The organism is Streptosporangium sp. NBC_01639, from assembly GCF_045209755.1.
GTDB lineage: Bacteria > Actinomycetota > Actinomycetes > Streptosporangiales > Streptosporangiaceae > Streptosporangium.
The window spans coordinates 1,211,125-1,232,763 of sequence record NZ_CP109272.1 but is presented as its reverse complement, the minus strand read 5'-3'; the positions used below and the strand labels follow the sequence as shown (position 1 = coordinate 1,232,763).

Sequence of the window (21,639 nt, the reverse complement as noted above, 5' to 3'; positions counted from 1 at the left end):
CGGTCTCCCTGCGAAGGGCCACTCCTGAGACGGCCGGACTGAAGTTGACGGGATCTCATCCGACCTTGGCGGTCGAGCGGGATCTTGTCGTTTCGGGGGCCCGCCCGTGCTGGGGGTAGGACGGACCGTCGTCGCTCCGTGACTTCGGCGAAGTCGTCCGGACGGGCCGGGCGGCTGTCGTTCACGATGAACGGCGGCCGGCAGCGGGCCGGCCCGGTGCCGGGCAGGCCGCCGGCCGTGGCGTGTCCATCGCGAAAAGTGGGAATCGCAGAGCGACATCCTTTGTTCCGGCTCGTTCCCGTAATCTCCTCGGCGATATGGCGGCTGGGAACCGCCATCGGAGAAAAGGCGCCGTGACAGGCGGTCGTCGCTGACGATCGAACACCACCGGTGTCCGCTCGGGCGATACCGGCCGGCGACCTGAGCCGGGGCTTCATGGTGCCGTTTTTTCGCCGCCGATCCGCAATGGAGAATGGGTGAGCGAGAGGCTGAGCACTCTTTTTCCAGCCTGATGACCTGGGCGAATATCTGGATTGCCGTCATCGGCGGCCGGTACCCGGTTCGGGTGTTCCGCCGCCGTGGATATGAGCATGGAAGATGAAAATCCGACTATGCCGGTAATCACATGTCGAATGACTTGTCAAGCATTAGTTTTGTCACTGAAAAAAGGAGCTTGAGGCCCCATAAAGCTGGTCATAAGGTAGATCTTGCTCGAGCAAGAACCTTTCGACCGGGATGGTGCAAATGACAAGCAGTGAAGGCGAGTTCGCGGCGTACAACAAGCCGATCATTGAAGAATTCCGAGCCAACAAGGGCATAGTGGGCGGTGCGTACAAGGGGCTGCCCCTCGTGCTGATCACCACGAAAGGAGCCAGGAGCGGCAGGGACCGGTTGAGTCCGGTGTCCTACATCCAGGACGGCACCCGCATCGCGATCGCCGCTACGAACGCCGGTTCTGACAAGCATCCAGCGTGGTACCACAACCTTGTCGCCAACCCGGACCTCACGGTCGAGATCGGGGACGACAAGTACGAGGCGACCGCCGTGGAGGTCAAGGACGAGGAGCGCGACAGGCTGTGGGCGGCGCTGGTCGAGTCCAATCGACGGCTCGGTAAGTACAAGGCCATGACGAGCCGGGAGATCCCCCTCTTCGTCGTCGAGCGTAAAGCCGGCTGACCGACCGGACCACCGGGAACCCCTGGATTCCGGATCGTCCGGTTCCCGACCGGCGCATCCCGCACGATCGGAGATGAGCCGGTCGGGAACGGTGCCGAATAATTGATCTCGAGTTTCCGACGGCGAGGAGGCTGGCATGATAGGCGATCTGGACGGGACGGCCGCGAAGTTGTGGTCGATGGCCGGACTGGGCACTCCCATGGCGATACGGGTGGCGGCCACGCTGCGCGTCGCCGATCACATCGTCGCCGGTCGGCAGACGGCGGCGGAGCTGGCGCAGGCGTGCGACGCCGACCCGGACGCGCTGGACCGGTTGCTGCGCTACCTGGCCGTGCGCGGCGTGTTCGAGCGTGACGAAGCCGGCCGGTACACCCTCACTCCGCTCGGCCGGCCGCTGTGCGACGACCACCCGTCCGGGGTGCGCGCCTGGTTCGACACCGCGGGGATGGGCTGGGGCGAACTGTCCTTCGTGGAGCTGCTGCACAGCATCCGCACCGGTGAGGCGGCGTTCCCGCAGCGCTACGGCCAGCCGTACTGGGAGGCCCTGGCCGCCGACCCGGTGCGTACCGCGTCGTTCAACGACCTGCTCGGTGCCGACGTGGCGGCGCGCGCGCCCGGCATCGTGACCGGCTTCGACTGGGCCGCGCTCGATCACATCGTGGACGTCGGCGGCGGGGACGGTTCGCTGCTGACCGCGATCCTGACCGCGAACCCCGCACTGCGTGGCACGGTGGTCGACCTGGCCGAGGCGACGCAGAGCGCCGAGAAGGCGTTCGCCGTCGCCGGCCTCGACGACCGCGCCGACGCCGTCACCGGCAGTTTCTTCGACCCCCTGCCGTCGGGCGCCGACGCCTACCTGCTGTCCCTGATCCTGCACGACTGGGCCGACGAACCGGCGACCGCGATCCTGCGCCGCTGCGCGGAAGCCGCCGGCGCGACCGGACGGGTGCTGGTGATCGAGTCGATCGGCGAAGGCGAGGAGCGGCACACCGGGATGGACCTGCGCATGCTGTGCCTGTACGGGGCCCGCGAGCGCGGCGTCGCCGAGTTCACCGCACTCGCCGAACGCGTCGGCCTGCGCCGCGTCGCGGTGCACAAGGCCGGCCCGTCGGCGATCATCGAGCTGCGGGCGGCGTGATTTGGAGCCGCTCGCCGCGTTCGAGGTGCTGGGCACCGCCGAAGGCCGGCAGGACCCGTACCCGTACTACGAGGCGATCCGGGCGCACGGCAACCTGGTGCCCCTGAAGAAGGGCAGCCTGATCGCGGTCGGCTACCGCGAGTGCGCTCAGGTCCTGCGGGAACCGGCGCTCCAGGTGCAGGACGGCACCGCGTTCGACCGGGTTTATCCGGACTGGCGCTCCCATTCGTCGGTGCGCGCGTTCACCGACTCCATGCTCTACAGCAACCCGCCGAAGCACGCCCGCCAGCGCGGCACGGTCAACACCGACTTCACACCGCAGCAGGTGGCCTGGCTGCACCCGGTGATCGAGGGCATGACCACGCAGCTGCTGGACCGGATGGCCGATCTCGGCGCCGACGGGTCCGCGGTGGACATCATGGACGAGTTCGCGTCCCGGCTGCCCATCGCCGTGGTCAGCGCCATGCTCGGCTTCGACGCGGACCGCCAGGTGTGGTTCCGCGACATCTCGTCGGCGATCGCGGTGTCCACCGACGGCTTCACCAACCCGGCCGCCCTGGCCACCGCCGACGCCGCCATGGACGAGCTGGCCGACCACTTCGGCGACGTGATCACGCGCAAGCGCGCTTGTCCGGCGGCCGACATCGTCAGTGCGCTCGTGCAACTGCACGACGCCGATCCCGCCAAGCTCAGCCACGACGAGCTGATCGGCAACATGATGCTGCTGCTCACCGCCGGCTTCGAGACGACGGCGTTCCTCATCGGGGAAGGGGTGCGGATGGCCATCGGCAATCCGCACTACGCCACCCGCCTGCGCGCCCAGCAGCCGTTCGCCGCGGCGTACGTGGAGGAGATCCTGCGCTTCGAGCCGCCGGTCCACGTCACCAGCCGCTGGGCCACCGCTGAGGTGACCGTGTTCGGCCGGCACATTCCGGCCGGCTCCCGTGTTGTCGTCGTGCTCGCCGCGGGCAATCGCGACCCCCGTCGCTATCCCGACCCCAACCGGTTCGACCCCGATCGCGCCAACAGCCAACCCCTGAGCTTCGGCGGCGGCGTTCATTTCTGTCTGGGCGCGGCCCTGGCCCGGCTGGAGGCTCAGATCGTCCTGCCCATGCTGGCCCGGCGCTTTCCGCACATCGCGCTCGCGGACACCGCGACCTATCGCGACCGGTGGGTGATCCGTGGCCTGCGCACGCTCCCCGTGGCCACCGGCCGCGCCGCCTGAACAACGCGTTCGGCCGTCTTCACCGTCCGCAGTCGCGTTCGGCCACCCGCGGCCACCCCGGTCGTCTCCTCATCCACCGCTTCGCCGAATGTGACCTCGTCGGCGGTGGCCCGGGCTGACGCGGTACGCATCCCCGCCCGCGCCGGTCATGGCGCGGCCGGTGCGGGCGGGGGATGACATGTCAAGCGTGACCGATTTCGCCGCCTACGTGCGAGTGGCCGGCGAGTTTCGCCCTGCCACCGGCGGCACGGGCACAGGCTCCCCGTAGCCACCGGTCGCGAGCACCGGAGTGTCAGCCGGCGAAGTACTTCTCCACGACCGAGGCGAGCACGCTCGCATCGATCTCGTGGGTCTGGCCTTCGAGGCCCTGGACCTCGGCGGTCGGCAGAAGCTCGTTCAGCGCCTTCGCGCCGTTGTGCACCCACTGCTCGCTCGCGCCACCGTAGAGGACCAGCGTCGGCACGGACAGTGAGCTCCACCGGTCGGTGGGCAGCGGCTTGCCGGACATGAGGCCGTCCATGATCTCGCCGTCGTAGGCCACCGTGTTGCCGACCGCCTCCATCGCCCCGAAGAACGGCTCGGCGCGCATCCCCTCGACCATCTCCGGGGGGAGGAAGACCGTCTTGGTCAGCGCGTGGGCGATCGCGTCGCCCTTGCGGCCGTCCGCGATGATCTCCTTGGCCACGGCGAGGTAGTCGTCCGGGCGGGGCGGGTGGCTGTCGTCCACGATGAACGGCGGCTCGTAGACGGCGAGCTTGGTGATGGGCAGGTCGCTGGCCGCGGCGTCCAGGGCCAGCACCGCGCCCGAGGACAGGCCCACCACGTTCGCGGACCCGCCGGCCTCCTTGATGACCGCCGCGAGGTCCTCGATCTCGCGCGCGATGGCGTACGGTGCGGCGTCGCCGCTGTTGTCGCCGCTGTTGCCGCGGCCACGCCGCTCGTAGGTGTAAACGGTGTACTTGTCCGCGAGCAGGCTCGCGAACTGCGGCGCCCAGGGGTCGATGGCCCGGTAAACGAACGCGCCGTCCACCAGAACGACCGGCGGGCCCTGGCCGACTTTTTCGAACGCTATGACAGTGCCGTCGCTCGACGTGACTGTGCTCATAGGGGGTGCCTCTTTCCAATTCGGTACGGACCCTCGGCGAACTAGATTGTCCGCCAGGGTGGGGTGCCGCATCTTCCAGATTGCTGTCGTGTGGCTGTCACTCAGCTGAGTGATCGTAATGTGTTGCGGTCGATCTTGCCCGTCGGCGTCTCCGGCAGTGCGTCCACGAACCGGATGTCCCGCGGGCACTTGTGCGGGGCGAGCCGGGCCCGTACGTACTGCTGCAGGTCAGCAGGGGAAACGGGTTCGCCGGCCACCACGAATCCGCGCGTGCTGGTCAGCCCGTCCGTTGTGGTGTAGCCGATCACCGCGCACGCTACCACGGCGGGGTGGGTGGCGAGGCAGTTTTCGATCTCTGTGGGCGCCACGTACAGTCCGCTGACCTTCAGCAGGTCGTCGGCCCTGCCCTGATAGAAGTAGTAGCCGTCCGCGTCACGGCTGAACAGGTCGCCGGTGCGCAGCGTGTTGGGCGCGGGGAAGGTCTGCGCCGTCTTCTCCGGCGCCTTCCAGTAATCGATCGCCACCGGTTCGCCGGTCACCTGCAGGACGCCGATCTCGCCGTCCGGCAGCGGTTCGCCCTCGTCGTCGGTCACGGTCGCCTCATAATGCGGGATGATCTGACCGAGGCTGCCGATCCGGACCTGGCCGGGCCGGTTGCAGATGACCGCGTTGTAGGACTCGGACGATCCCACGCAGTCGAGCACCTCGACGCCGAACGTGTCCCGCCAGCGCCGGTGCAGATCGGGGGAGAGCTGCTCGCCGGCCGAAAGGCACAGCCGCACCGAGCTCAGGTCGGCCTTCAGGGCGTCCGGGTGGGCCAGCATCGCGTTCATCATCGTCGGCACGTTGACGAGGATGGTCGGCCGGTGCCGGGCGGCCAGCTCGAAGATCCGCTCCGGCGTGTTGCGCTCGGGATGCAGGATCCCCGCCGCGCCGACGCCCATCGCGTACAGCGCCACCAGGTCGCGGGCCCAGCCGGAGAACAGCTTGGGCACCGCCAGCACCACGTCGTCGGGCTGCAGGTCGAGCACGCCCCTGGCGAACCACAGGTGACTCAGCCAGGGGCTGCGCGCGACGTGCCGGCACGCCTTGGGCTTGCCGGTGCTGCCGGTGGTGAGCTTCCACATCACCACGTCGTCCGCGTTCGTCGGGGTGGGGGCCAGCTCGGTGGGCTGCGCCGCGACCAGCGTCTCGAAGTCGTGCTCGTCCGCGCGCAGCCGGCCGCGGGGCAGCCCGGAGACCATCATCCCGGACGCACCGCCGGACCGCAGCGCCTCGACTGCGCCGCCGTCGGTGACCACGATGGACGGCTCAAGGTAGCCGAGGTGATAACGGTATTCGTCGGGGGTGAGGAAGCTGTAGACGTCGACGGTGATCGCGCCGATCCGCTGCGCGGCGTACCAGGTGGCCATGTACTCGACGCCGTCGCGCAGGGCGATCAGCACCCGGTCGCCCTTGCCCACGCCGAGGCCGCGCAGCGCGTTGCCCACCTGGTTGACCAGCGTGCGCAGCTCCGCGTAGCTGATCGGGCCGGCGGTGGTGATCAGTGCGGTGCGCTCGCCGGGGATCGGGTCGAGGAACCGCTGCGACAGGTTGTGGTTCGACTCGTCGTCCGGCCGCGCGAAGCCGATCTCATCAGTGGTGATCGCCATGTGTTACCCAGGTTCCTTCTCGTTTCCGTCCCCGAGCCAGCGGTGGGTGTACATCTCAAACTCAAGTGCCTGCCCGTCCAGCGCCACGTGCACCTCGGCGACCGCCGCCCGGGCGGCGGCCCGCACCGCCGGCACCGCGCAGGTCGCCGCGAGCTCGTGCAGCGTCGCGTAGCACTCGCGTAGCTGCTGCTGCTCTCGCGAGGTCAGTTCACCGCTCGTCATGGAACCGCGCCGCCTTCGCTTCGAATCGGGGCAGAACGCCAGGTTCTACCAACTCGATGAGCGGCTGCAACCCGATCGTGCGTTTTATCTCCGCGCCGATCCGCTCGCCGAGCGCGGCGACCACCGGTTCGGTGTCGTCGTCCGGCTCGATCCGCAGCACCATCACGTCCAGCCCGCGATCGGACCGCAGCACGGTCTGGAACTCGCGGACCTCGGTGAAGCCGCGGACGACGTCCTCGACCATCACCGGAGTCACCGAGATCCCGCGGATCTTACGCATGTCGTCGGTGCGGCCGAGGATGCCGCCGTCGTACCAGTCCCAGGTGCGCCCGCAGCCGCACTCGTGCCACGGCCGCTTGACGACGACATCGTCGGTCCAGTAGCGGAAGACCTGGAAGCCCTCGCGGCCGAGGCCGGTCATCACCCGGACGCCGCGTTCCCCGTAGCCGACCGGCTGCCTGGTCTCCGGGTGCAGTACCTCCTCGATCACGCCGGGCTCGATGATGTGGCACACGCCCTGCTTGGCCGGGCACTCGAACATGAACACGGTGGCGAGTTCGGTCATGCCGGCGACGTCGAACACCTTGGCGCCGAAGCCCTCGCTGATCATCTTGGCGGTGGCCGGCGGCCGCGGCTCAGCGCCGGTGATCACGATCTGCAGGTTGCCGTCGGCGGCCAGGTCGACACCCATCTCCTTGGCGGTCTCCAGCAGTCGCAGCGCGTAGGTGGGGGTGCAGCCGATCACCTCGATCTGGTTCTCGACCAGCAGCCGGACGCGGGCGGCGGAGTCCATCGATCCGGTGGGCAACACCATGCAGCCCATCCGCATCATCGCGTCCTGCATCCCCCAGAACCCGATGAACAGGCCGTACCCGAAGGCGACGCAGCCGCGATGCTGCGGCCGCACGCCGACGGCGTGCAGCATGGTGCACCACATGTCGACCGCCCAGGTCCAGTCCCGGACCGTGTCGAACGTCCGAAGCGGAGTGTTGCCGCTGGTGCCGCTGGTCTGGTGGAACCGGATCCCGGCCGACGGGTCGATCGAGGGCAGCACGCCGAACGGCGGCGCCACCTCCTCGGCGGCCACCAGATCCTTCTTGTGCACCAGCGGAACCCGCCGAACGTAGTCCTCGAAGGACCGGATGTCCCCGGGGATCCGGTCGGCCCAGAACTTGGAGCTGCGGGCCCGCGCCAGCGCGCGTTGCAGCTTGTGCCACTGCCATGCCGCCAGTTCCTCGCGGGGCATCGTCTCGGTACGCGGATTCCAGAACGGCTGGTCGTGGCCACTGATCAGTCTGCTGATGGGACTGCCCGCCTCTCTCTCAGGGCGCTCCCGGGAGCGCTTGAGTCACTCATCACGCCTCCCCGGCGTCGGATTCGAAACGCAGCACGCACAGATCCGACCGGCCGGCCGCGATGGCGGTGTCCGCCGCGTCGAGCGTGCGCAGGCCGTCGTCGACGATCACGGTGAGGCCGGTCTCGTTGCGGACCGCGTCGGCGACCTGCAACACCTGACCGGGCGGCGGTGGGTCGCCCGCCGCCGCCCGCAGCAACACGACGTCCACTTCGGAGCATTCGAGCACGTGGGAGAGCGCGACGGTCTCCGCGGTCCGGAGCGCGCCGCCGCAGCCGGCGGCCAGGCCCAGCACCACGCCGACCGGTTGCCCGGCCGGCCAGCGCGCACGCAGGGCGGACAGCTCCCGGCCCGGTGGATCGACGAGCAGGTCCGCGACCGGATGCGCGGTGAGGTCAAGCAGGGCGAGCTGGTAGCCGGCGTCGCACGCGGCGGCGAGGTCCGGCTCAAGCCGGTCTACGCTCACCAGAGCCGCGGCGGGTCGGCCCGGCGTGGGCGGCGTGCCGATCACCAGGCCCGCCCCCTCGGTCGGGATCGTGGTGACGACCCGGTTGGCCAGCCGCAGCCCACCGATGCCGGCCGGGGCGAACACCGGCGACGGGGCGATCTCGGTCGGCGTGCCGGTGGCCCGGCCGTGGAACCAGGCGTTGAACCGGCGAATGAAGTCCGGGTCGCGTTTGGCGATGTCGGCGAACGTTATCCGCCAGGACCGGGCGACCAACTGGTAGGCGAACTGGATCGGCTCGAAGTCCAGGTAGCGCCGCACGTTGTCGAAATACCATTCGGACAGCCGGGCCGCGTCCTGGAACCGCTCGACCCGGTCTCGCCGGACCTTCTCGTACATCGCGAGGGCGTCCGGGATCCTGGCCGGCTGGGCGCGCAGCTGGGTGGCCAGCGCGATCGCGTCCTCGAGGGCCAGCCGGGTCCCGGAGCCGATGGACCAGTGCGCGGTGTGCGCCGCGTCGCCGATGAGCACCACGTTGCCGGCGTGCCAGCTGTCGCAGCGCAGGTGGCGGAACCGGGTCCAGGCCGGCCCCCGGCGCAGGATCGGCTTGCCGTCCAGGTGAGCGGCGAACACCTGCTCGCAGAACCGCAGTGACTCCTCGACGTCCATTGCGGACAGACCGGAACGCTGCCGGGTTTCTTCGGAGACATAGATGATCAGTGAGCTCCACGACTGCCCTGACGGGTAGACGTAGCCCTGGAACAGACCCCACTCGGTATCGACGAAGAGGTAGGCGAACGTGGGCCGGGCCGCCTCGATCCCGAACCAGCCGTACCAGAACGACCCGTGTTCGACGTGCGGGCCGATCTCGTGTTCGAGCTGAGCGCGCACGACGGAGTTGGGCCCGTCGGCTCCGACGACGAGGTCGGCGCCGGCGTGATCGGCGAGGTCGGTCACCTGCTGTCCGTAGTGGAGCTTGGCGCCCAGTTCGGTGGCCCGCTCGCGCAGGATGGACAGCAGCGCGTCCCGGCCGATGCCGTGGAACCGGTTGCCCTCCACCAGGTACAGCGAGTCCCGGCAGCGGATCTCCACCTGGGTCCAGCTCACCCCGGCGCGCTCGATCGCCTCGAACGCGCCGGGGTCCGCCCTGGCCAGCGCGTCCAGCGATCCCTCCGGGAAGACCACCGCCCAGCCGGCGCTGGCGTCGGGTTCGTTGCGTTCGAACAGCCGGACGTCGTCGACGAAACGATCGCGGCGCAGCAGGATGGCCAGGAACAGTCCTGCCGGGCCGCCACCGATGATGTCAACGCGCATGCCCGCTCCTCGGCAGGTCGGTTCCGGAAAGGACGGTGGCGGCCTTCCAGCGCCGCACGGCGGACCTGGTCCACGGCATCCGCGTCGCCGGTTCGGCCGCGGCCAGGCCGCGGTAGAGCTCACTGCCGATCACCACGCCCGCGGCGTACGCCGAGGCCGCGCGGATGTCGTGTTCGTCGCGGATGCCGAACCCGGCGAGGAACGGCTTGGTGGCTCCCAGCGCCGCCGCCCCGGCGGACCGGCCGACCTGCGCCGGGTCCAGCCGGGCGCCGGTGCGCTCGGCGAGCGCCTGGTAGGTCAGGTGCCGCGCGGTGTCCTCCAGCCGGCGCCGCCGCGCCGCGTCGGTGCCGGGCGTGACGAGCGGGACCGCGCTCAGACCGGCGGCCGCCACCTGACCGGCGGTGAGCCGACCATCCGGATCGGTCAGTACCAAACCGTCCACGTCGGATTCGGCATTCAGTTCGAGCAGCCGGTCCACGCCGAGGTCGGCGACGGTCTGCGGATACACCAGGGACAGCAGCGGCGTGTCGGGCAGGCCGGCGCGCAGCTCCCGCACCAGCTCCCAGAGCCGGCCGGGTGGACACTGCCGGGCGCGGTCGAACGACAGCGCGATGTCGGCGCCGCGCGGCCGCGTCCCCGGTGTCGGGAGACCGAGTTCGAGCACGTCGGCGCCGGCCGCCACGGCGGCGACGGCGAACTCGAGTGAGTCGGTCAGCGGGTCACCGAGCGTCAGGTAGAGAACCAGCAGCCGCTCCTGTCGCGCGCCCGCGGCCTTCAACCGGGCGCCGAGCCGGTCTAACGCGGGCAAAACCAGGCTCCGTCCCGTAGTTCGCGCACCAGCGCGGCCGGGTCGTCGCTCTTGGCCAGCGCGGTGCCGATGAGCACGGCCTCGGCCCCGGCTGCCGCGGCGCGTGCGACGTCGTCGGCGGTGAAGAAGGCGCTTTCGGAGAGGACGAACACGTCGGGCGGCACCTCCGGCATCAGTGTCTCGGTGATGCGAACCGTGCCCGGATCCATTTCGAGGGCGACGATGTTGCGGTTGTTCACCGCGATGGCGACCGGGTCGAGTGCGAGCGCCGTTTCCAGGTGCCGCCGGGTGTGCACCCCGAGCAGCACCTCGAGACCGAGCTGCTCGGCGTGATCGCGCAGCCGCTCCAGCTGGCCGGCGGGTGTCGTGTTGACCGAGAGCTGTATCGCGTCGAAGCCGACCGCGACCGACTGGTCGAGCTGGCTGGGGGTGCAGAAGAAATCCTTGCGCAACAACGGAAGCCCGGTCCGCGCCCGGATCCGCGCGGCCAGCTCCATACCGCCGGCGAAGTACACCGGATCGGTGGGCGTGCTCAGCGCGGCCACCCCGCCGTCGACGAGGGTGTCCAGGTAAACGTCCAGCCGGTCCAGGTCGATCAGATTGCCGTCGCGAGGCGAGCGAACCTTCACGTCGGCCAGCACCGCGGGCTGTCGAGTCCGCCGAGCGGACTCCAGCACCCCGTACAGGCTGCGACCGTTCATGGTTCTCCGCTCCCTCCGGCGACGCCATGATCTTCACACCGCGATCGCCGGGGCGGCATCTTCCTTAGTGCCCTATATGCCGGTGATCCGGAAAGATGCCCGTCGTGGTGGTATACGACTCCACCCTGGCCGCCAACCCGGCCAGGGTGGAGTCGGCGAAGAACTCCGGGATCGCGATGCCGACGCCGAACCGGCGGCGTACCGCGTGCAGCAACCGGGGGACCAGCAGGGAGTGCCCGCCGGCGGCGAAGAAGGTGTCGTCGGCGCGCTGCGGATGCACGCCCAGCTCGGACCAGGTCGCGGCCATGGCCCGCTCCGCCCATGACTCCGGCTCCGGTCCGGCGCCGACCTGGCCGGGGCCGGGGTCGGGCAGCCTGCGCCGGTCGATCTTGCCGCCGATGTTGCGCGGCAGGCCGATCAGCGTCCGGAACGTGATCGGCGGCATCGCCTTGCCGAACCGCGCGCGCAGGGCGGCCCGCCAGTCGGTCGCCGTCCCGGCCGCGGTTCCGTCCGGGCCGCGAACCGGCACGACGTAGGCCACCAGCCGGGTCACCATCCGGTTCGCGTCGGTGACGGCCACCACGGCGCACTCGGCGACCGAGTCGTGCGCGGTCAGCGCGGCCTCGATGTCGCCGAGCTCCAGTCGGATGCCGTTGAACTTGACCTGGAGATCCTTGCGCCCGCGAAACTCCAGCGTGCCGTCGAAGCGCCGCCGGCCGAGGTCCCCGGTCCGGTAGCAGGCACCGCCGATGCCCCACCCGCCGGTGTCGGCGATGGGCCGGAACGGGGCGAGATCCCCGGCCGCCGGGCCCAGATAGCCGGGGGTGGCGTGGGGACTGCGGATGACGATGTCGCCCGTCACGCCCGCGGGACAGGGCCGGTCCTGGTCGTCGAGCACGAGGACCTGCCGGCCGGGAATGGACCGGCCGACCGGCATGACGCCGCGCACCTCGTCGACGACCTCGTGCCAGGTGGCCAGGATCAGCTCGGTCGGGCCGTACAGGTTGATCAACCGCACCGACGGCAGGGCCGCACGCAGGCCGTCGGCCAGTTCCCCGGGCAGCGCCTCACCGGCGAGCAGGAGGTGGTCGAGGTGCTCGGGCGCACCGGCCCGATCGCCGACCACCCGGAGGATCTCCCGCGCGAAGCTCGGGACGGTCTGGAAGTGCGTGATCCGCTCGGCGGCGAGCCAGTCAACGATCTTCTCCGGGTTGGCCCGGATCCGGTCGGGCACCGGGCACAGCGTCGCGCCCGCGACCAGCGCGGCGAACGCCTCGCAGAGGCTGGCGTCGTAGCCGGGTGCCGCCCACTGCGCCATCCGGGCCCCGGGGCCGATCCGGAACTCGCCGGCGAACCAGGTGACGAACTGCGCCAGCGTGGCGTGGGAGTGGGGGATCCCCTTGGGGCGTCCGGTCGATCCGGAGGTATGGGCGACGTAGGCGCGTCCCTCCGGCGTGCCCCGCACAAGGGTGGGCGCAGTGGCCGGGGCGGGCGGTGCGGCGGCGTCGACCACCTGGCCGTCCAGTTCGTCGGCGTACCACTGCGCCAACGCGTCCGGGCCGGACGAACCGTCGATCACCAGGCAGGCCGGCCGGACGTCGGCGAGCATCGTCCTGCCCCGCTCGCCCATCTCGTCCGCGCCGAGACAGACGAGATGGGCGCCGGCGTCCAGGACGCCGAGCACGGCGGCGATCTGACGTGGTCCGGTCGGCATCCGCACCACGACCGGTTTTCCGGACACCGCGCTGTGCCCGCCGCCGGACACCCCGGTGAGTGCGGCGGTGATCTGCGCGGCGTGGGCGCAAAGCTCCGCATAGGACACGCGCGTGCCGCCGAACGACAGTGCGGGAGCGTCCGGCGCGCGCTCGGCGACCCGGTGCACCAGCGCGTTGACCGGCTCGGGCCCGGCGGGACCGTCCGCCACGCGGTCGGCGTCCCGGATCGCGGCGCTCAGCCGTTCCCGGCTCTCCAACGGGAGTGCGTGCACCGGTAGGTCGGGGTCGGCGAGGGCGGCGGTCAGCAGGGTGCGCAACTGTTCCAGGATCAGACGTGCCGACGCCGCCTCGAACGCGTCGGCACGATACTCAAGGGTTCCGGTGGCCGCCGACCCGTCCGCGTCGACGGTCAGTGTGAGGTCGGCGAGGGTCGCGCCGGCCCCGGTCGGTTGGCGCGTCACCCGCGCGCCGGCCAGCCGCAGCCGGGGTTCGGGCGCCTTGACCACGAACATGGTGTCGCACCACGGGATCCGGAACGGCACCCGGTCGACGTCGAGTGCGCGGACCAGTTCGTCGAATGGTAGCGCGCGGTGTGCGAGTGCGTCCGTGACCGCGGCGTCCACCCGACGCACCAGCTCGCGGAAGGTCAACCGGCCGGTGAAGTCCGTGCACGGGACGAGCAGGGTGTCGAACGGGCCGACGGTGCCGGCGAACTCGGGCACCGGGCGCACGGACGCCGGCATACCGACCGCGACCCGGTCCCCGCCGCCGTAGCGGTGCAGCAGGATCTGGAACGCGGCGAGCAGGACGGTCCGCGGTTCGGCGCGCTCCATCGCGGACAGTTCGGCAAGCGGCCGCCCGAGCCGGGCCCCCCAGTCGAACGGCTCGACGCCGGCCGGTGCCGACAGGGCCGGTGGACGGACGTGGTCCACCGGCAGGTCCGGCACCGCCGGCAGCGGCGTCAGCGTGGCGCGCCACCAGTCCAGCAGGTGCCGATGATCCCGGGCGCGCTGCCGGCGCGCATGGTCGGCGTACTGCCGGGGCGGGGCCGGCAGCGGATCCGCCGGCCCCGCCCCGTCCACAGCGGACGCGTAGCCGGCGGAGAGCTCGTCGACGACGATCGAGATCGACGCGTCGTCGGCGACCGCCCGGTGCACCACCAGCGCGACGACGTGCTCCTCGGCGCCGAGCCGCGCGACGGCCAGCCGGGCCGGCGGCCCCACCGCCGGCCGCAACGGCGTCGCGGTCAGCCCGGCGCAGAACGCCCCGGCGGCCGCGTCGGGCTGATCGGCCGGCTGCGACGCGAGATCCACGAACGACCACACGTCGTCGGCGACGTCGCCGGCGATCCGCAGCACGGGCCGGCCGGCCCGCTCGACGATCGTGCAGCGCAGGCTCTCGTGCCGGCGGACCAGCGCCCGCCATGCCGCGCGCAACCCGTCGACGTCCAGCCGCCCGGCCACCCGGTACGCCCGGCACACGGTGTGCACCGGCGAACCGGGCGACAGTTTCGCCAGCCACCACAGCCCGTCCTGCACGCTGGAGGTGGCGGCGAACCGCTCCGTGCCATCGTTGGATCCCATTCGCCTGCCCTGCCGTCACATCGCGGTCGCGTCGACGTCGTACGGACACCGCCGCGCAGCATCCGGTGATCACCTCTCGGCGACCGGCCGGCCGGAACCGCCGGACCGAGTAGCCGTGGTCAGGCGGCGCGCGTGGCCTGCACGTCGTCCGGACCGCTGTTCAGCCGCGGTAGGACAGCCGGCCCTGACGGCTTTCCGTTGCGCAGCACGCGAAGCATCATGCTGGGACGCATGAGCGCGGTCGGCGTCTCGACCATGCCCGCCACCCGCATGAACGCCCGGGTCACCTCGGGGTCGCGGGTCGCGGCGGCGTGCACCTTGGCCACGTACGCGTTGCTGATCCGGACCTTCAGCGGACGGGGGCCCTCCACCTCGGGATAGCCGAGGTCCCCGCCGACCGACATGTCCCACGGCACGTCGATGACGCGGGAGATGTCGCGGTGGAAGCCGTCCGCCTCGAGCACGCCGCGGGCCAGGTGGTCCCGCAGAGTCACCGCCTCGAGCGCCGCGACCGTCATGCCCTGGCCGTACGCCGGGTTGAAGCTGCAGGCCGCGTCGCCCAGCACCAGGAAACCTCTGGGGAACCGGGTCAGGCGCTCGTACCGGCGGCGGACGCTCGCCAGGAAGCGGAAGACGACCGCGTCGGAGAGCGGTTCAGCGTTCCGGACAACGTCGTAGATATCCGGCACCGGAAGGGATTTGGTGAATTCCAGGAACCCGTCGGGGTCGGTCGGCGCGCTGTCGCCGAGCACGCCGGTGAGCGACAGCGCACACTTGCCGTCCTCGATCCGGGAGAAGAACGCGCCGCGCGGCGCCGCGGGTGACGCCACCGGGTTGATCGACAGGTCGCCGTTCAGAATGGACTCGTCGGGAAGCCGGTAGGTCCTGCTCGTGTAGCTGATGTTGATCTTGACCCGGTCCTCCTGCGGTCGCTCGTAACCGAGCTCTTCCAGCCAGACCGGTGTCCGCGAGCCGCGGCCGGTCGCGTCGACGACGAGGTCGGCGTCCAGGACCTCCTCGACGCTCCCCTCAGCGCGGCGGTGGATCCGCACCCCGGTCACCAGGGCGTTGTCCCGGGTCGTGGTGACGCCCACGATGTCGGTCAGCTCGATCAGCGTCACGTTGGGCAGGGCGCTCACCCTGGCCCGCACATGGGACTCCAGCATGGGCCGGGTGGCCGACACGCAGATCAGCCCGGTGGGGCTCGGCTTCAGCTGGGTGCCGTTGAAGAACCAGCGAAGCTCGCCGAGGTCGCCGGTCGGGATGCCGGCGGCGATCGCACCCGAGGTGAAGCCGGGGAACAGCTCCTCCAGGATCTGCTGGCCGCGCGCCAGCAGCCCATGCACGTGCCGGCCCTGCGGCACCCCGCGCCGGGCCGTGGTCACGCCGGTCAGCTCGTCGCGGTCCACGATCAACACCTCGGCGAACGACTCGGCGAGCACTCGGGCCGCGAGCAGCCCGGCCATACTTCCGCCCAGCACGATCGCGCGCTGACCTACCTGGTGGCTCATCACGGCAACTCCTCAATGTCGAAGCGGGCCTTGGCCAGCTCACGCTGGGCCTTGGCAGCAAGAAAAACGGTGAAGCCCGCATGGGTGTGCAACATGGACATGTCCCGCCAGACGCGCTCAAGCCGCTCGCCCCTGCGTACCGCGCTGGAACCCGCGGTGGGCAGCAGATGCTGCTCGACGGCACGCCAGCACAACTGGACCACCTGGTTGCAGATCGTGGCGATGCGCATCTCGAATTCCCTGGTGAACGTGGCCGAGCCGTGCTCGCAGGCCTGCTGCCACTGCTGCGCCGCGTTGATGATGGCGGCCTCCGCGGTGGCGATCAGGCCGGTGGCCTCGCCGTACCAGTACTGGTAGTCCGGGTCGTGGGTGCGTTGGACGACGGGTGGGAACAACGTGGTGCGGCTGCGCATCAGGTCCTCATAGGAGTCCAGGGCTCCCTTGGCGATGCCGATGGCGAGCGCGGCGCTCTCCAGGTTCATGAAGCTCAACGGCCCGCCGCCGTACTGCGGGTTGCCGTGCAGGCGCAGTCCGGGCGTGCCGCCGGCGACCGAGAACTGGCTCATGTGGCCATCGAGGGTGAAGTGGTCCGGGATGCGGCCGTTCAGGATGGTGATGCTGTGCGATCCGCTGCCGCGCAGGCCGAGCTGCTGCCCCCAGTCGTCCAGTCGGCGCCACTGGCTGCGCGGCGCGATGAACATCATCGGCGTCGGCGGCTCACCGGCTGTCCCGGAGACCAGGGCGTGGCCGACGAAGTGCGTCGCGTAGGGCGAGCCGGAGCAGTAGCCCCAGGTTCCGTTGATCACCCAGCCGCCGTCGTCGGCGCGCTCGGCGGTACCGGCCGGCATGACCGTCGCGGGGCAGATGAAGTCGCCGGCCGCGAAGATCTCCTCCTGCGCCTGCTCCGGGAACATCGTGGCGACGGCGAGCGCGTGCGCGGCGCCGAGGGTGTACATCCAGCCCGTCGACGGGCAACCGCGGGTCAGCGCCATCGAGACGCGCAGGAACGTGTCCACGCCGAACTCGTAGCCGCCGTAGCGGCGAGGCACCAGAATGCGGTAGAAGCCTGCCTTGGTGAACGCCTCGTGGGTATCCGACGCGTAGAAGGTGCGGTCCTCGGTCTCCTGCTGGCGTTCGACAAGTGAACCCGCGATCGCCTCCGCCCTGGCGACGACGTCCGCCGGTTTCGGGCCCGGTTCAGGCGGGCGAGGAAAGCCGTGTTCTCCAAAATTCGCGGCGAGAACTGACATTGACCGCACATCCTTTACTGGAAACGACGGTGCCGGTTCAGCGTCACAAAACCGCGACAGCGACTGCATCTCCTAAATTGCCGCCAGCAGGGAGATGCCGACGACCGGGGCCGATGCCAGCATGGACGCTGGAACCGACGCGCGCGCCGCGCGCCGGCCGCTCTCGCTCAAGTGGAGGTGTCATGCCCTCGGACGCATCGACAGGCTCACCACCGTTCGTGATCGACGCCGTGCTGTCCGAATATCCGTTTCCGGCTTTTCTCGAACCGGTCAGGAAGCGGGCCGAGGAATTCGAACAAGCACATCCGGAATACCGGGTCAACATCCGGGGCTGCTACTACGAGGATCTACCGGCCGAGGTGTCTCGACTGGCGCTGGCCGGCACGCCGCCGACGATCGCGTCCTACTACTCCGGCGCGTCCCAGCAGGCGATCGACACGGTCACCCGCGACGGCCGGCCCCTTTTCACCCCGATCGGCGGCCAGATCGCCGGCCGTACGGAGATCCTCGGCGAGCCGGTCATCCTCGACGACCTCATCGCCGCCTGCCGCGGCTTCTACACCAGCGGCGGTGAGATCGCCGCGGTTCCGCTGACGCTTTCGACGATGCTCCTCTACACCAACACCACGATGCTGCGCGCGGCGGGCGTCACCGCGGTGCCGCGGACCTGGGCCGAGCTCACCGCGGCGTGCGAGGCGATCGCCCGGCTCGACGGCGGTCCGGAGTTCGCGGTCACCTGGCCGGACGACGGAAAGCTGTTCCAGCATGCGGTGGCCCAGCAGGGCGGCCTGTTCCTGGACAACGACAACGGCCGGTCCGCGCGCGCCGGCACGGTCGATCTCACCTCCGCCGAGATCATGTCCTATGTGCACTGGTGGCGGCAGCTCAACGAGCGCGGGCGGTACCTCTACACCGGCGCGTTCGAGGACTGGATCGGCACCGGCAAGGCGTTCGCCGAGCAGCGAGTGGCGTTCAAGTTCGGCTCCTCCTTCGAGATCGCCGGCATGACCGAGATCGCCCGGGCGGGCGGATTCGACGTGTCGGTGAGCAGCCTGCCGCACAACGAGCGGATCACGCCGGTCGGCAACTGGATCGGCGGCGACGCCATCTGGCTCGCCGGCGGTCTGGATCCGGCGCTGCGGGACGGGGCGCTGGCGTTCATCCAGTATCTGAACAGCCCGCGCAACGGGGCCGAGTGGCACAAGGCCAACGGTTCCACGCCCGCCACCTACGGCGCCGTCGCGGTGCTGGAGGAGGAGGGGTGGTTCGCCGAGCAGCCACGGCACCGGGTGGCCACCGACCAGCTTGAGCGGACCGACGGCTCACCCGGCTCGAACGGACCGGTGTTCCCCGGCTCGCACGGCATCCAGACCGCGATCATGGCGGCGATGGAGGACGTGCTGCTGCGCGGCGCCGAACCGCTTGCCCGGTTCACCCGGGCCACCGCCGAGGCGCAGAAGGCACTGGACGCCTACAACGACACCTGCCTCGGCTCCGGACCTCGCGACGAGAGCTGGTTGCTCGTCGGCACCTGACCCGGCACACCAGGCCGCAAAGGACGGTGGCCCGGACGCTCTCAGCGGAAGAGCGATCCGGGCCACCGTCGCCGTGGGTGTCAGTCGCGCACCAGGCCGCGCGCCGGACCCTCGACCGGCCGTTTGGCGGTCCGGTACAGGAACCACTGGACCAGCATCAGGTTCACCACCCAGCCGACCCAGCGGGCGGCCTCTCCGAGGTAGGTGAAATCCATCTCGATCCCGAACCCGAAGATCACCTCCGCCATCGCCCGGCCCCACAGGTTGTTCATCACCAGCGCGAAGCTGTACAGCATGAACCGGCGGTGCAGGGCGTACCGGCCGGTGCGCACCGCCCAGAACCCCACCAGCGTGGTGATGACCCACAGCGAGGTGGACATGAACGCGCCGACCTGGCCGACCACCGGGGCGAAGCCCAGGATGGCCAGTCCGAGGAGTCCGCCGATCACGGCGGAGGGCACGTAGATCCGCCCGCTGATCCGGTGCACCGCGGGGTACCGCCTCCGCAGCCACGGCCACACCTGCAGGCAGCAGGTCACGATCGCGACGGTGCTGAGACCGATGTGCGTGAGCAGCAGCGGGTAGTACGCCGGGAAGCCGTCATGCGCCGGAATCGGCGCCTCGGCCTCCGGGGTGCCGGCGAACGGCACCGCCTGCAGGTAGAGGAACGCGGCTGTCGCCAGCCACAGCGGGATGATCCACGGGCGTCGCCAGAACGGCTTCGCGTCGCCCTGCTTGACAGCCGTCGGCGATGGTGACTTGTCCGGCTGGTCAGGCCGGTCCTCATCAATGGACAGTGACACGGTAGTTCCTCCGACCGTCTCTTATGGACTAAGCAAATAGGACACACCGGGCGGTTGCGGCTCGGTGAGCAGAGCGCGGAACACCTCCGCCACCGCCGCCGGGCCCTGCTGCCGGCGGATGGTGAGCCAGTCGGTCGTCGACTCCAGGAACCGCTGCTCGGCATCGTGGTAGCGGGCGTAGAAACGCTCCTCGCCCTCGTCCGCCACCGCCTGCTCCTCCACGGCCGGGGTGAAGAAGATCTCCGGCTCCGGCTCGGCCAGGTCCGGCGGCTGCTGCACCGACTCCGGATGGGTGTAGCCGACCAGCGCGGTGTGCGCCAGCTCGCCGGGGAACCGCTCGTAGATCGCCGAGATCCGCCGGTGCTCACCGGTGAAGTCGACGAACACCGCCGGCGCGGGGACCGAGACCGAGTCGAGCGTGTCGTAGCCGGCCACCATGTCGTAGCAGCCGAGGCCGGCGACGAAGTCGACGTTGGCGGCCGAGGTGAGTCCGATGGTCGGCAGATCGCCGTGCCGGGCCAGCAGGTCGGCCAGCCCGATGGCGGTCCGGCTCGACGCGCTGGTGATCAGCACGGACTTGACTCCCTGTTCGGTCTGCCCGGCAACGAGATCGGCGAGGTGGAACGACGCGGGGAAAATCGGCCGGAACACGGCCCGGTGATCGTCCAGCGCGTCCGGTTCCGCCGCGCGCTGGAACGTCCGGTACCAGCTGGGCAGGAATTCGCGCTGCGGCGCCGTGTCGACGAAACCGCGGGTGGTGAGCCGCGCCGCGACTGTGTGGTGCGTGGCCATCGGTACGAAGCCGAAGTACCGGCTGCCGACGGGGATGTCGGTGTTGCGTGAGTCGGTCACCCGCAGGAAGGCCCACACCGGCACCCGGCCGTATCCCGCCGGGCCCGGGAAGGCCGCCCAGAACGGCAGCTCCGAGTCGCCGAGCCGGGCGTAGGTGACGATGTTCATGGTCAGTGCGAATTTCTCGACCGCGAGCCGTACCTCACCCGGTGCGAGCACGGGGTGAGGTACGGGCCGGACCTCGGCGGCCGTCAGGTCGTCACGCCGGACCAGCAGGTCCCAGCTGTCGGCCGCTTCTCCCTCCAGAGCCGGGGAGTGCCGTCCCTTCAGCATCTGTACTCCAATGCGGGTCTCACCGGTGAGGTTTTCTCGCCGAGACGATGACGTAGCCGATCTGGTCCTTGCGCGGGGTGAAGAAGCCGTGGTGCAGCCGGGAGAACTCGTCGACCGCGTCCGCACCGAACTTGGCCGTCACCTCGTCGCGCATGCGCAGCGCCGTCTCCAGGTATTTGGCCTTCTGGCCGAAGACCCGCGGACCGCACTCCGTGTACTCCTCGATCTCGAAGCCGGCGGCCCGCACGTACTCCAGCCACTGCGGCAGCATGGGCAGCCTCGGCAGCTTGAGGGTGTCCATGAACGTGGCCACCCGGGTCATATCTCCCTTGGCCGTCAAGCTGAAGTCGGAGAAGGAGATCCGGCCGCCCGGACGCAGCACGCGGTACAGCTCGGCGAGCACCTGGTCGAGGTCCGGAGCGTTCTGCAGCGACTCGAGCGCCAGCACCGCGTCGAACGTGGCGTCCGGATAGGACAGCGACATGAAGTCGTCGTATTCGAATGTCACCGCGTCGCCGACTCCGCCGGCGATCGCACGCTGCACCGCGCGGTCGATCTCGAAACGGCTCACCGTGATCCCGGTGACCCGCACACCGAACCGCGTCGCCAGGTAGACCGCGGTCTCACCCGGCCCGCAACCGGCGTCCAGAACGTGTTCGCCGGCCTGCAGGCCAAGGGTGTCGGTCACCTTGCGGGTCATCCGGTGGACGGCCTCGGTCAGCGACGCGTCGTCCTTGCGGTCGTACCAGTACCACATGTGCAACTGGCCATTGCGCAGTTCGTCGCCGATGGGCGAGCGCTTGTCGTAATGCTCGCCGATATTCGCTGTCTCGCTCATATGCCCATCCGCGTCGCCGGTGTTGGCCAGGACATCGTGGCTGCCGACCGGTCATGGTCACATCTTTCGGGTTGCGGTCTTTACCCCCGGGGCGACACCGAAGAAGGCACATCAACAAAAGGCGCTCCGTGGGGGAGCG

The 21,639-nt window shown here is 70.1% G+C and carries 17 protein-coding genes; 4 read left to right on the top strand and 13 right to left on the bottom strand.

The window, feature by feature from the left end:
• The first annotated feature begins 744 nt into the window (after positions 1–744).
• The 3 genes from OHA77_RS05490 (at position 745) to OHA77_RS05480 (ending at position 3,539) form a co-directional block, all read left to right on the top strand.
• The gene (locus OHA77_RS05490; protein ID WP_326821755.1) at positions 745–1,176 is read left to right on the top strand and encodes a nitroreductase family deazaflavin-dependent oxidoreductase; all 432 of its coding nucleotides are present in this window, start codon (positions 745–747) and stop codon (positions 1,174–1,176) included.
• A gap of 136 nt (positions 1,177–1,312) precedes the next feature.
• Positions 1,313–2,314, top strand: coding sequence for a methyltransferase (locus OHA77_RS05485; RefSeq protein ID WP_326821756.1), 1,002 nt, complete (start codon positions 1,313–1,315; stop codon positions 2,312–2,314).
• Between the two features lies 1 nt (position 2,315).
• Positions 2,316–3,539 (top strand): cytochrome P450, encoded by a 1,224-nt coding sequence (locus OHA77_RS05480; RefSeq protein ID WP_406316581.1) that lies wholly within the window; start codon positions 2,316–2,318, stop codon positions 3,537–3,539.
• 292 nt (positions 3,540–3,831) lie between these two features.
• On the opposite strand, the gene OHA77_RS05475 is transcribed toward OHA77_RS05480, so the two are convergent.
• The 10 genes from OHA77_RS05475 to OHA77_RS05430 form a co-directional block, all read right to left on the bottom strand.
• On the bottom strand, positions 3,832–4,644 hold the full coding sequence (locus OHA77_RS05475) for an alpha/beta hydrolase (RefSeq protein WP_326821758.1): 813 nt from the start codon (positions 4,642–4,644) through the stop codon (positions 3,832–3,834).
• A gap of 101 nt (positions 4,645–4,745) precedes the next feature.
• A complete protein-coding gene (locus OHA77_RS05470) occupies positions 4,746–6,296 on the bottom strand; it encodes a benzoate-CoA ligase family protein (protein WP_406316579.1) in 1,551 nt (516 codons plus the stop codon).
• A gap of 3 nt (positions 6,297–6,299) precedes the next feature.
• Complete coding sequence (locus OHA77_RS05465; RefSeq protein WP_326821760.1) at positions 6,300–6,518, bottom strand: DUF6052 family protein; 219 nt, start codon at positions 6,516–6,518, stop codon at positions 6,300–6,302.
• Positions 6,505–7,764 (bottom strand): phenylacetate--CoA ligase family protein, encoded by a 1,260-nt coding sequence (locus OHA77_RS05460; protein ID WP_406316576.1) that lies wholly within the window; start codon positions 7,762–7,764, stop codon positions 6,505–6,507. Before OHA77_RS05460 ends, OHA77_RS05465 begins: the two co-directional genes overlap by 14 nt.
• A gap of 109 nt (positions 7,765–7,873) precedes the next feature.
• On the bottom strand, positions 7,874–9,631 hold the full coding sequence (locus OHA77_RS05455; protein WP_406316574.1) for an FAD-dependent monooxygenase: 1,758 nt from the start codon (positions 9,629–9,631) through the stop codon (positions 7,874–7,876).
• Positions 9,621–10,439: a tryptophan synthase subunit alpha gene (locus OHA77_RS05450; protein WP_406316572.1), complete on the bottom strand. Its 819-nt coding sequence runs from the start codon at positions 10,437–10,439 to the stop codon at positions 9,621–9,623. The genes OHA77_RS05455 and OHA77_RS05450 overlap by 11 nt, the downstream gene beginning before the upstream one ends.
• On the bottom strand, positions 10,427–11,140 hold the full coding sequence (locus OHA77_RS05445; RefSeq protein WP_406316570.1) for an alpha-hydroxy-acid oxidizing protein: 714 nt from the start codon (positions 11,138–11,140) through the stop codon (positions 10,427–10,429). The genes OHA77_RS05450 and OHA77_RS05445 overlap by 13 nt, the downstream gene beginning before the upstream one ends.
• A 64-nt stretch (positions 11,141–11,204) precedes the next feature.
• Positions 11,205–14,438 carry a non-ribosomal peptide synthetase gene (locus OHA77_RS05440; RefSeq protein ID WP_406316568.1) on the bottom strand — a complete coding sequence of 1,078 codons (3,234 nt, stop codon included), beginning with the start codon at positions 14,436–14,438 and terminating at the stop codon, positions 11,205–11,207.
• 119 nt (positions 14,439–14,557) lie between these two features.
• Entirely contained in the window at positions 14,558–15,949 is a 1,392-nt protein-coding gene (locus tag OHA77_RS05435; protein ID WP_406316566.1) for an FAD-dependent oxidoreductase, read from the bottom strand.
• Positions 15,949–17,199, bottom strand: a complete 1,251-nt coding sequence (locus tag OHA77_RS05430) for an acyl-CoA dehydrogenase family protein (protein WP_406316564.1) — start codon at positions 17,197–17,199, stop codon at positions 15,949–15,951. The genes OHA77_RS05435 and OHA77_RS05430 overlap by 1 nt, the downstream gene beginning before the upstream one ends.
• A gap of 182 nt (positions 17,200–17,381) precedes the next feature.
• On the opposite strand from OHA77_RS05430, the gene OHA77_RS05425 reads away from it, so the two are divergent.
• Complete coding sequence (locus tag OHA77_RS05425; RefSeq protein ID WP_406316562.1) at positions 17,382–18,734, top strand: extracellular solute-binding protein; 1,353 nt, start codon at positions 17,382–17,384, stop codon at positions 18,732–18,734.
• A gap of 80 nt (positions 18,735–18,814) precedes the next feature.
• Here the strand turns inward: OHA77_RS05425 and OHA77_RS05420 are convergent, their stop codons facing one another.
• Genes OHA77_RS05420 through OHA77_RS05410 form a run of 3 tightly spaced genes read right to left on the bottom strand, consistent with a single transcriptional unit; the run spans position 18,815 to position 21,500 of the window.
• Positions 18,815–19,537, bottom strand: coding sequence for a DUF2306 domain-containing protein (locus OHA77_RS05420; RefSeq protein WP_406316560.1), 723 nt, complete (start codon positions 19,535–19,537; stop codon positions 18,815–18,817).
• 21 nt (positions 19,538–19,558) lie between these two features.
• Positions 19,559–20,662: a DUF2855 family protein gene (locus OHA77_RS05415; RefSeq protein WP_406316558.1), complete on the bottom strand. Its 1,104-nt coding sequence runs from the start codon at positions 20,660–20,662 to the stop codon at positions 19,559–19,561.
• 19 nt (positions 20,663–20,681) lie between these two features.
• Positions 20,682–21,500 (bottom strand): SAM-dependent methyltransferase, encoded by an 819-nt coding sequence (locus tag OHA77_RS05410; protein WP_406316556.1) that lies wholly within the window; start codon positions 21,498–21,500, stop codon positions 20,682–20,684.
• Between the last annotated feature and the right edge of the window lie 139 nt (positions 21,501–21,639).

What these genes read in the sequence shown, in the direction of transcription:
- OHA77_RS05490 (WP_326821755.1), top strand. Translation starts at nt 745, where the DNA reads ATGACAAGCAGTGAAGGCGAGTTCGCGGCGTACAACAAGCCGATCATT.
- OHA77_RS05485 (WP_326821756.1), top strand. Translation starts at nt 1,313, where the DNA reads ATGATAGGCGATCTGGACGGGACGGCCGCGAAGTTGTGGTCGATGGCC.
- OHA77_RS05475 (WP_326821758.1), bottom strand. Translation starts at nt 4,644, where the DNA reads ATGAGCACAGTCACGTCGAGCGACGGCACTGTCATAGCGTTCGAAAAA.
- OHA77_RS05470 (WP_406316579.1), bottom strand. Translation starts at nt 6,296, where the DNA reads ATGGCGATCACCACTGATGAGATCGGCTTCGCGCGGCCGGACGACGAG.
- OHA77_RS05465 (WP_326821760.1), bottom strand. Translation starts at nt 6,518, where the DNA reads ATGACGAGCGGTGAACTGACCTCGCGAGAGCAGCAGCAGCTACGCGAG.
- OHA77_RS05460 (WP_406316576.1), bottom strand. Translation starts at nt 7,764, where the DNA reads ATGCCCCGCGAGGAACTGGCGGCATGGCAGTGGCACAAGCTGCAACGC.
- OHA77_RS05455 (WP_406316574.1), bottom strand. Translation starts at nt 9,631, where the DNA reads ATGCGCGTTGACATCATCGGTGGCGGCCCGGCAGGACTGTTCCTGGCC.
- OHA77_RS05445 (WP_406316570.1), bottom strand. Translation starts at nt 11,140, where the DNA reads ATGAACGGTCGCAGCCTGTACGGGGTGCTGGAGTCCGCTCGGCGGACT.
- OHA77_RS05440 (WP_406316568.1), bottom strand. Translation starts at nt 14,438, where the DNA reads ATGGGATCCAACGATGGCACGGAGCGGTTCGCCGCCACCTCCAGCGTG.
- OHA77_RS05435 (WP_406316566.1), bottom strand. Translation starts at nt 15,949, where the DNA reads ATGAGCCACCAGGTAGGTCAGCGCGCGATCGTGCTGGGCGGAAGTATG.
- OHA77_RS05430 (WP_406316564.1), bottom strand. Translation starts at nt 17,199, where the DNA reads ATGTCAGTTCTCGCCGCGAATTTTGGAGAACACGGCTTTCCTCGCCCG.
- OHA77_RS05425 (WP_406316562.1), top strand. Translation starts at nt 17,382, where the DNA reads ATGCCCTCGGACGCATCGACAGGCTCACCACCGTTCGTGATCGACGCC.
- OHA77_RS05415 (WP_406316558.1), bottom strand. Translation starts at nt 20,662, where the DNA reads ATGCTGAAGGGACGGCACTCCCCGGCTCTGGAGGGAGAAGCGGCCGAC.
- OHA77_RS05410 (WP_406316556.1), bottom strand. Translation starts at nt 21,500, where the DNA reads ATGAGCGAGACAGCGAATATCGGCGAGCATTACGACAAGCGCTCGCCC.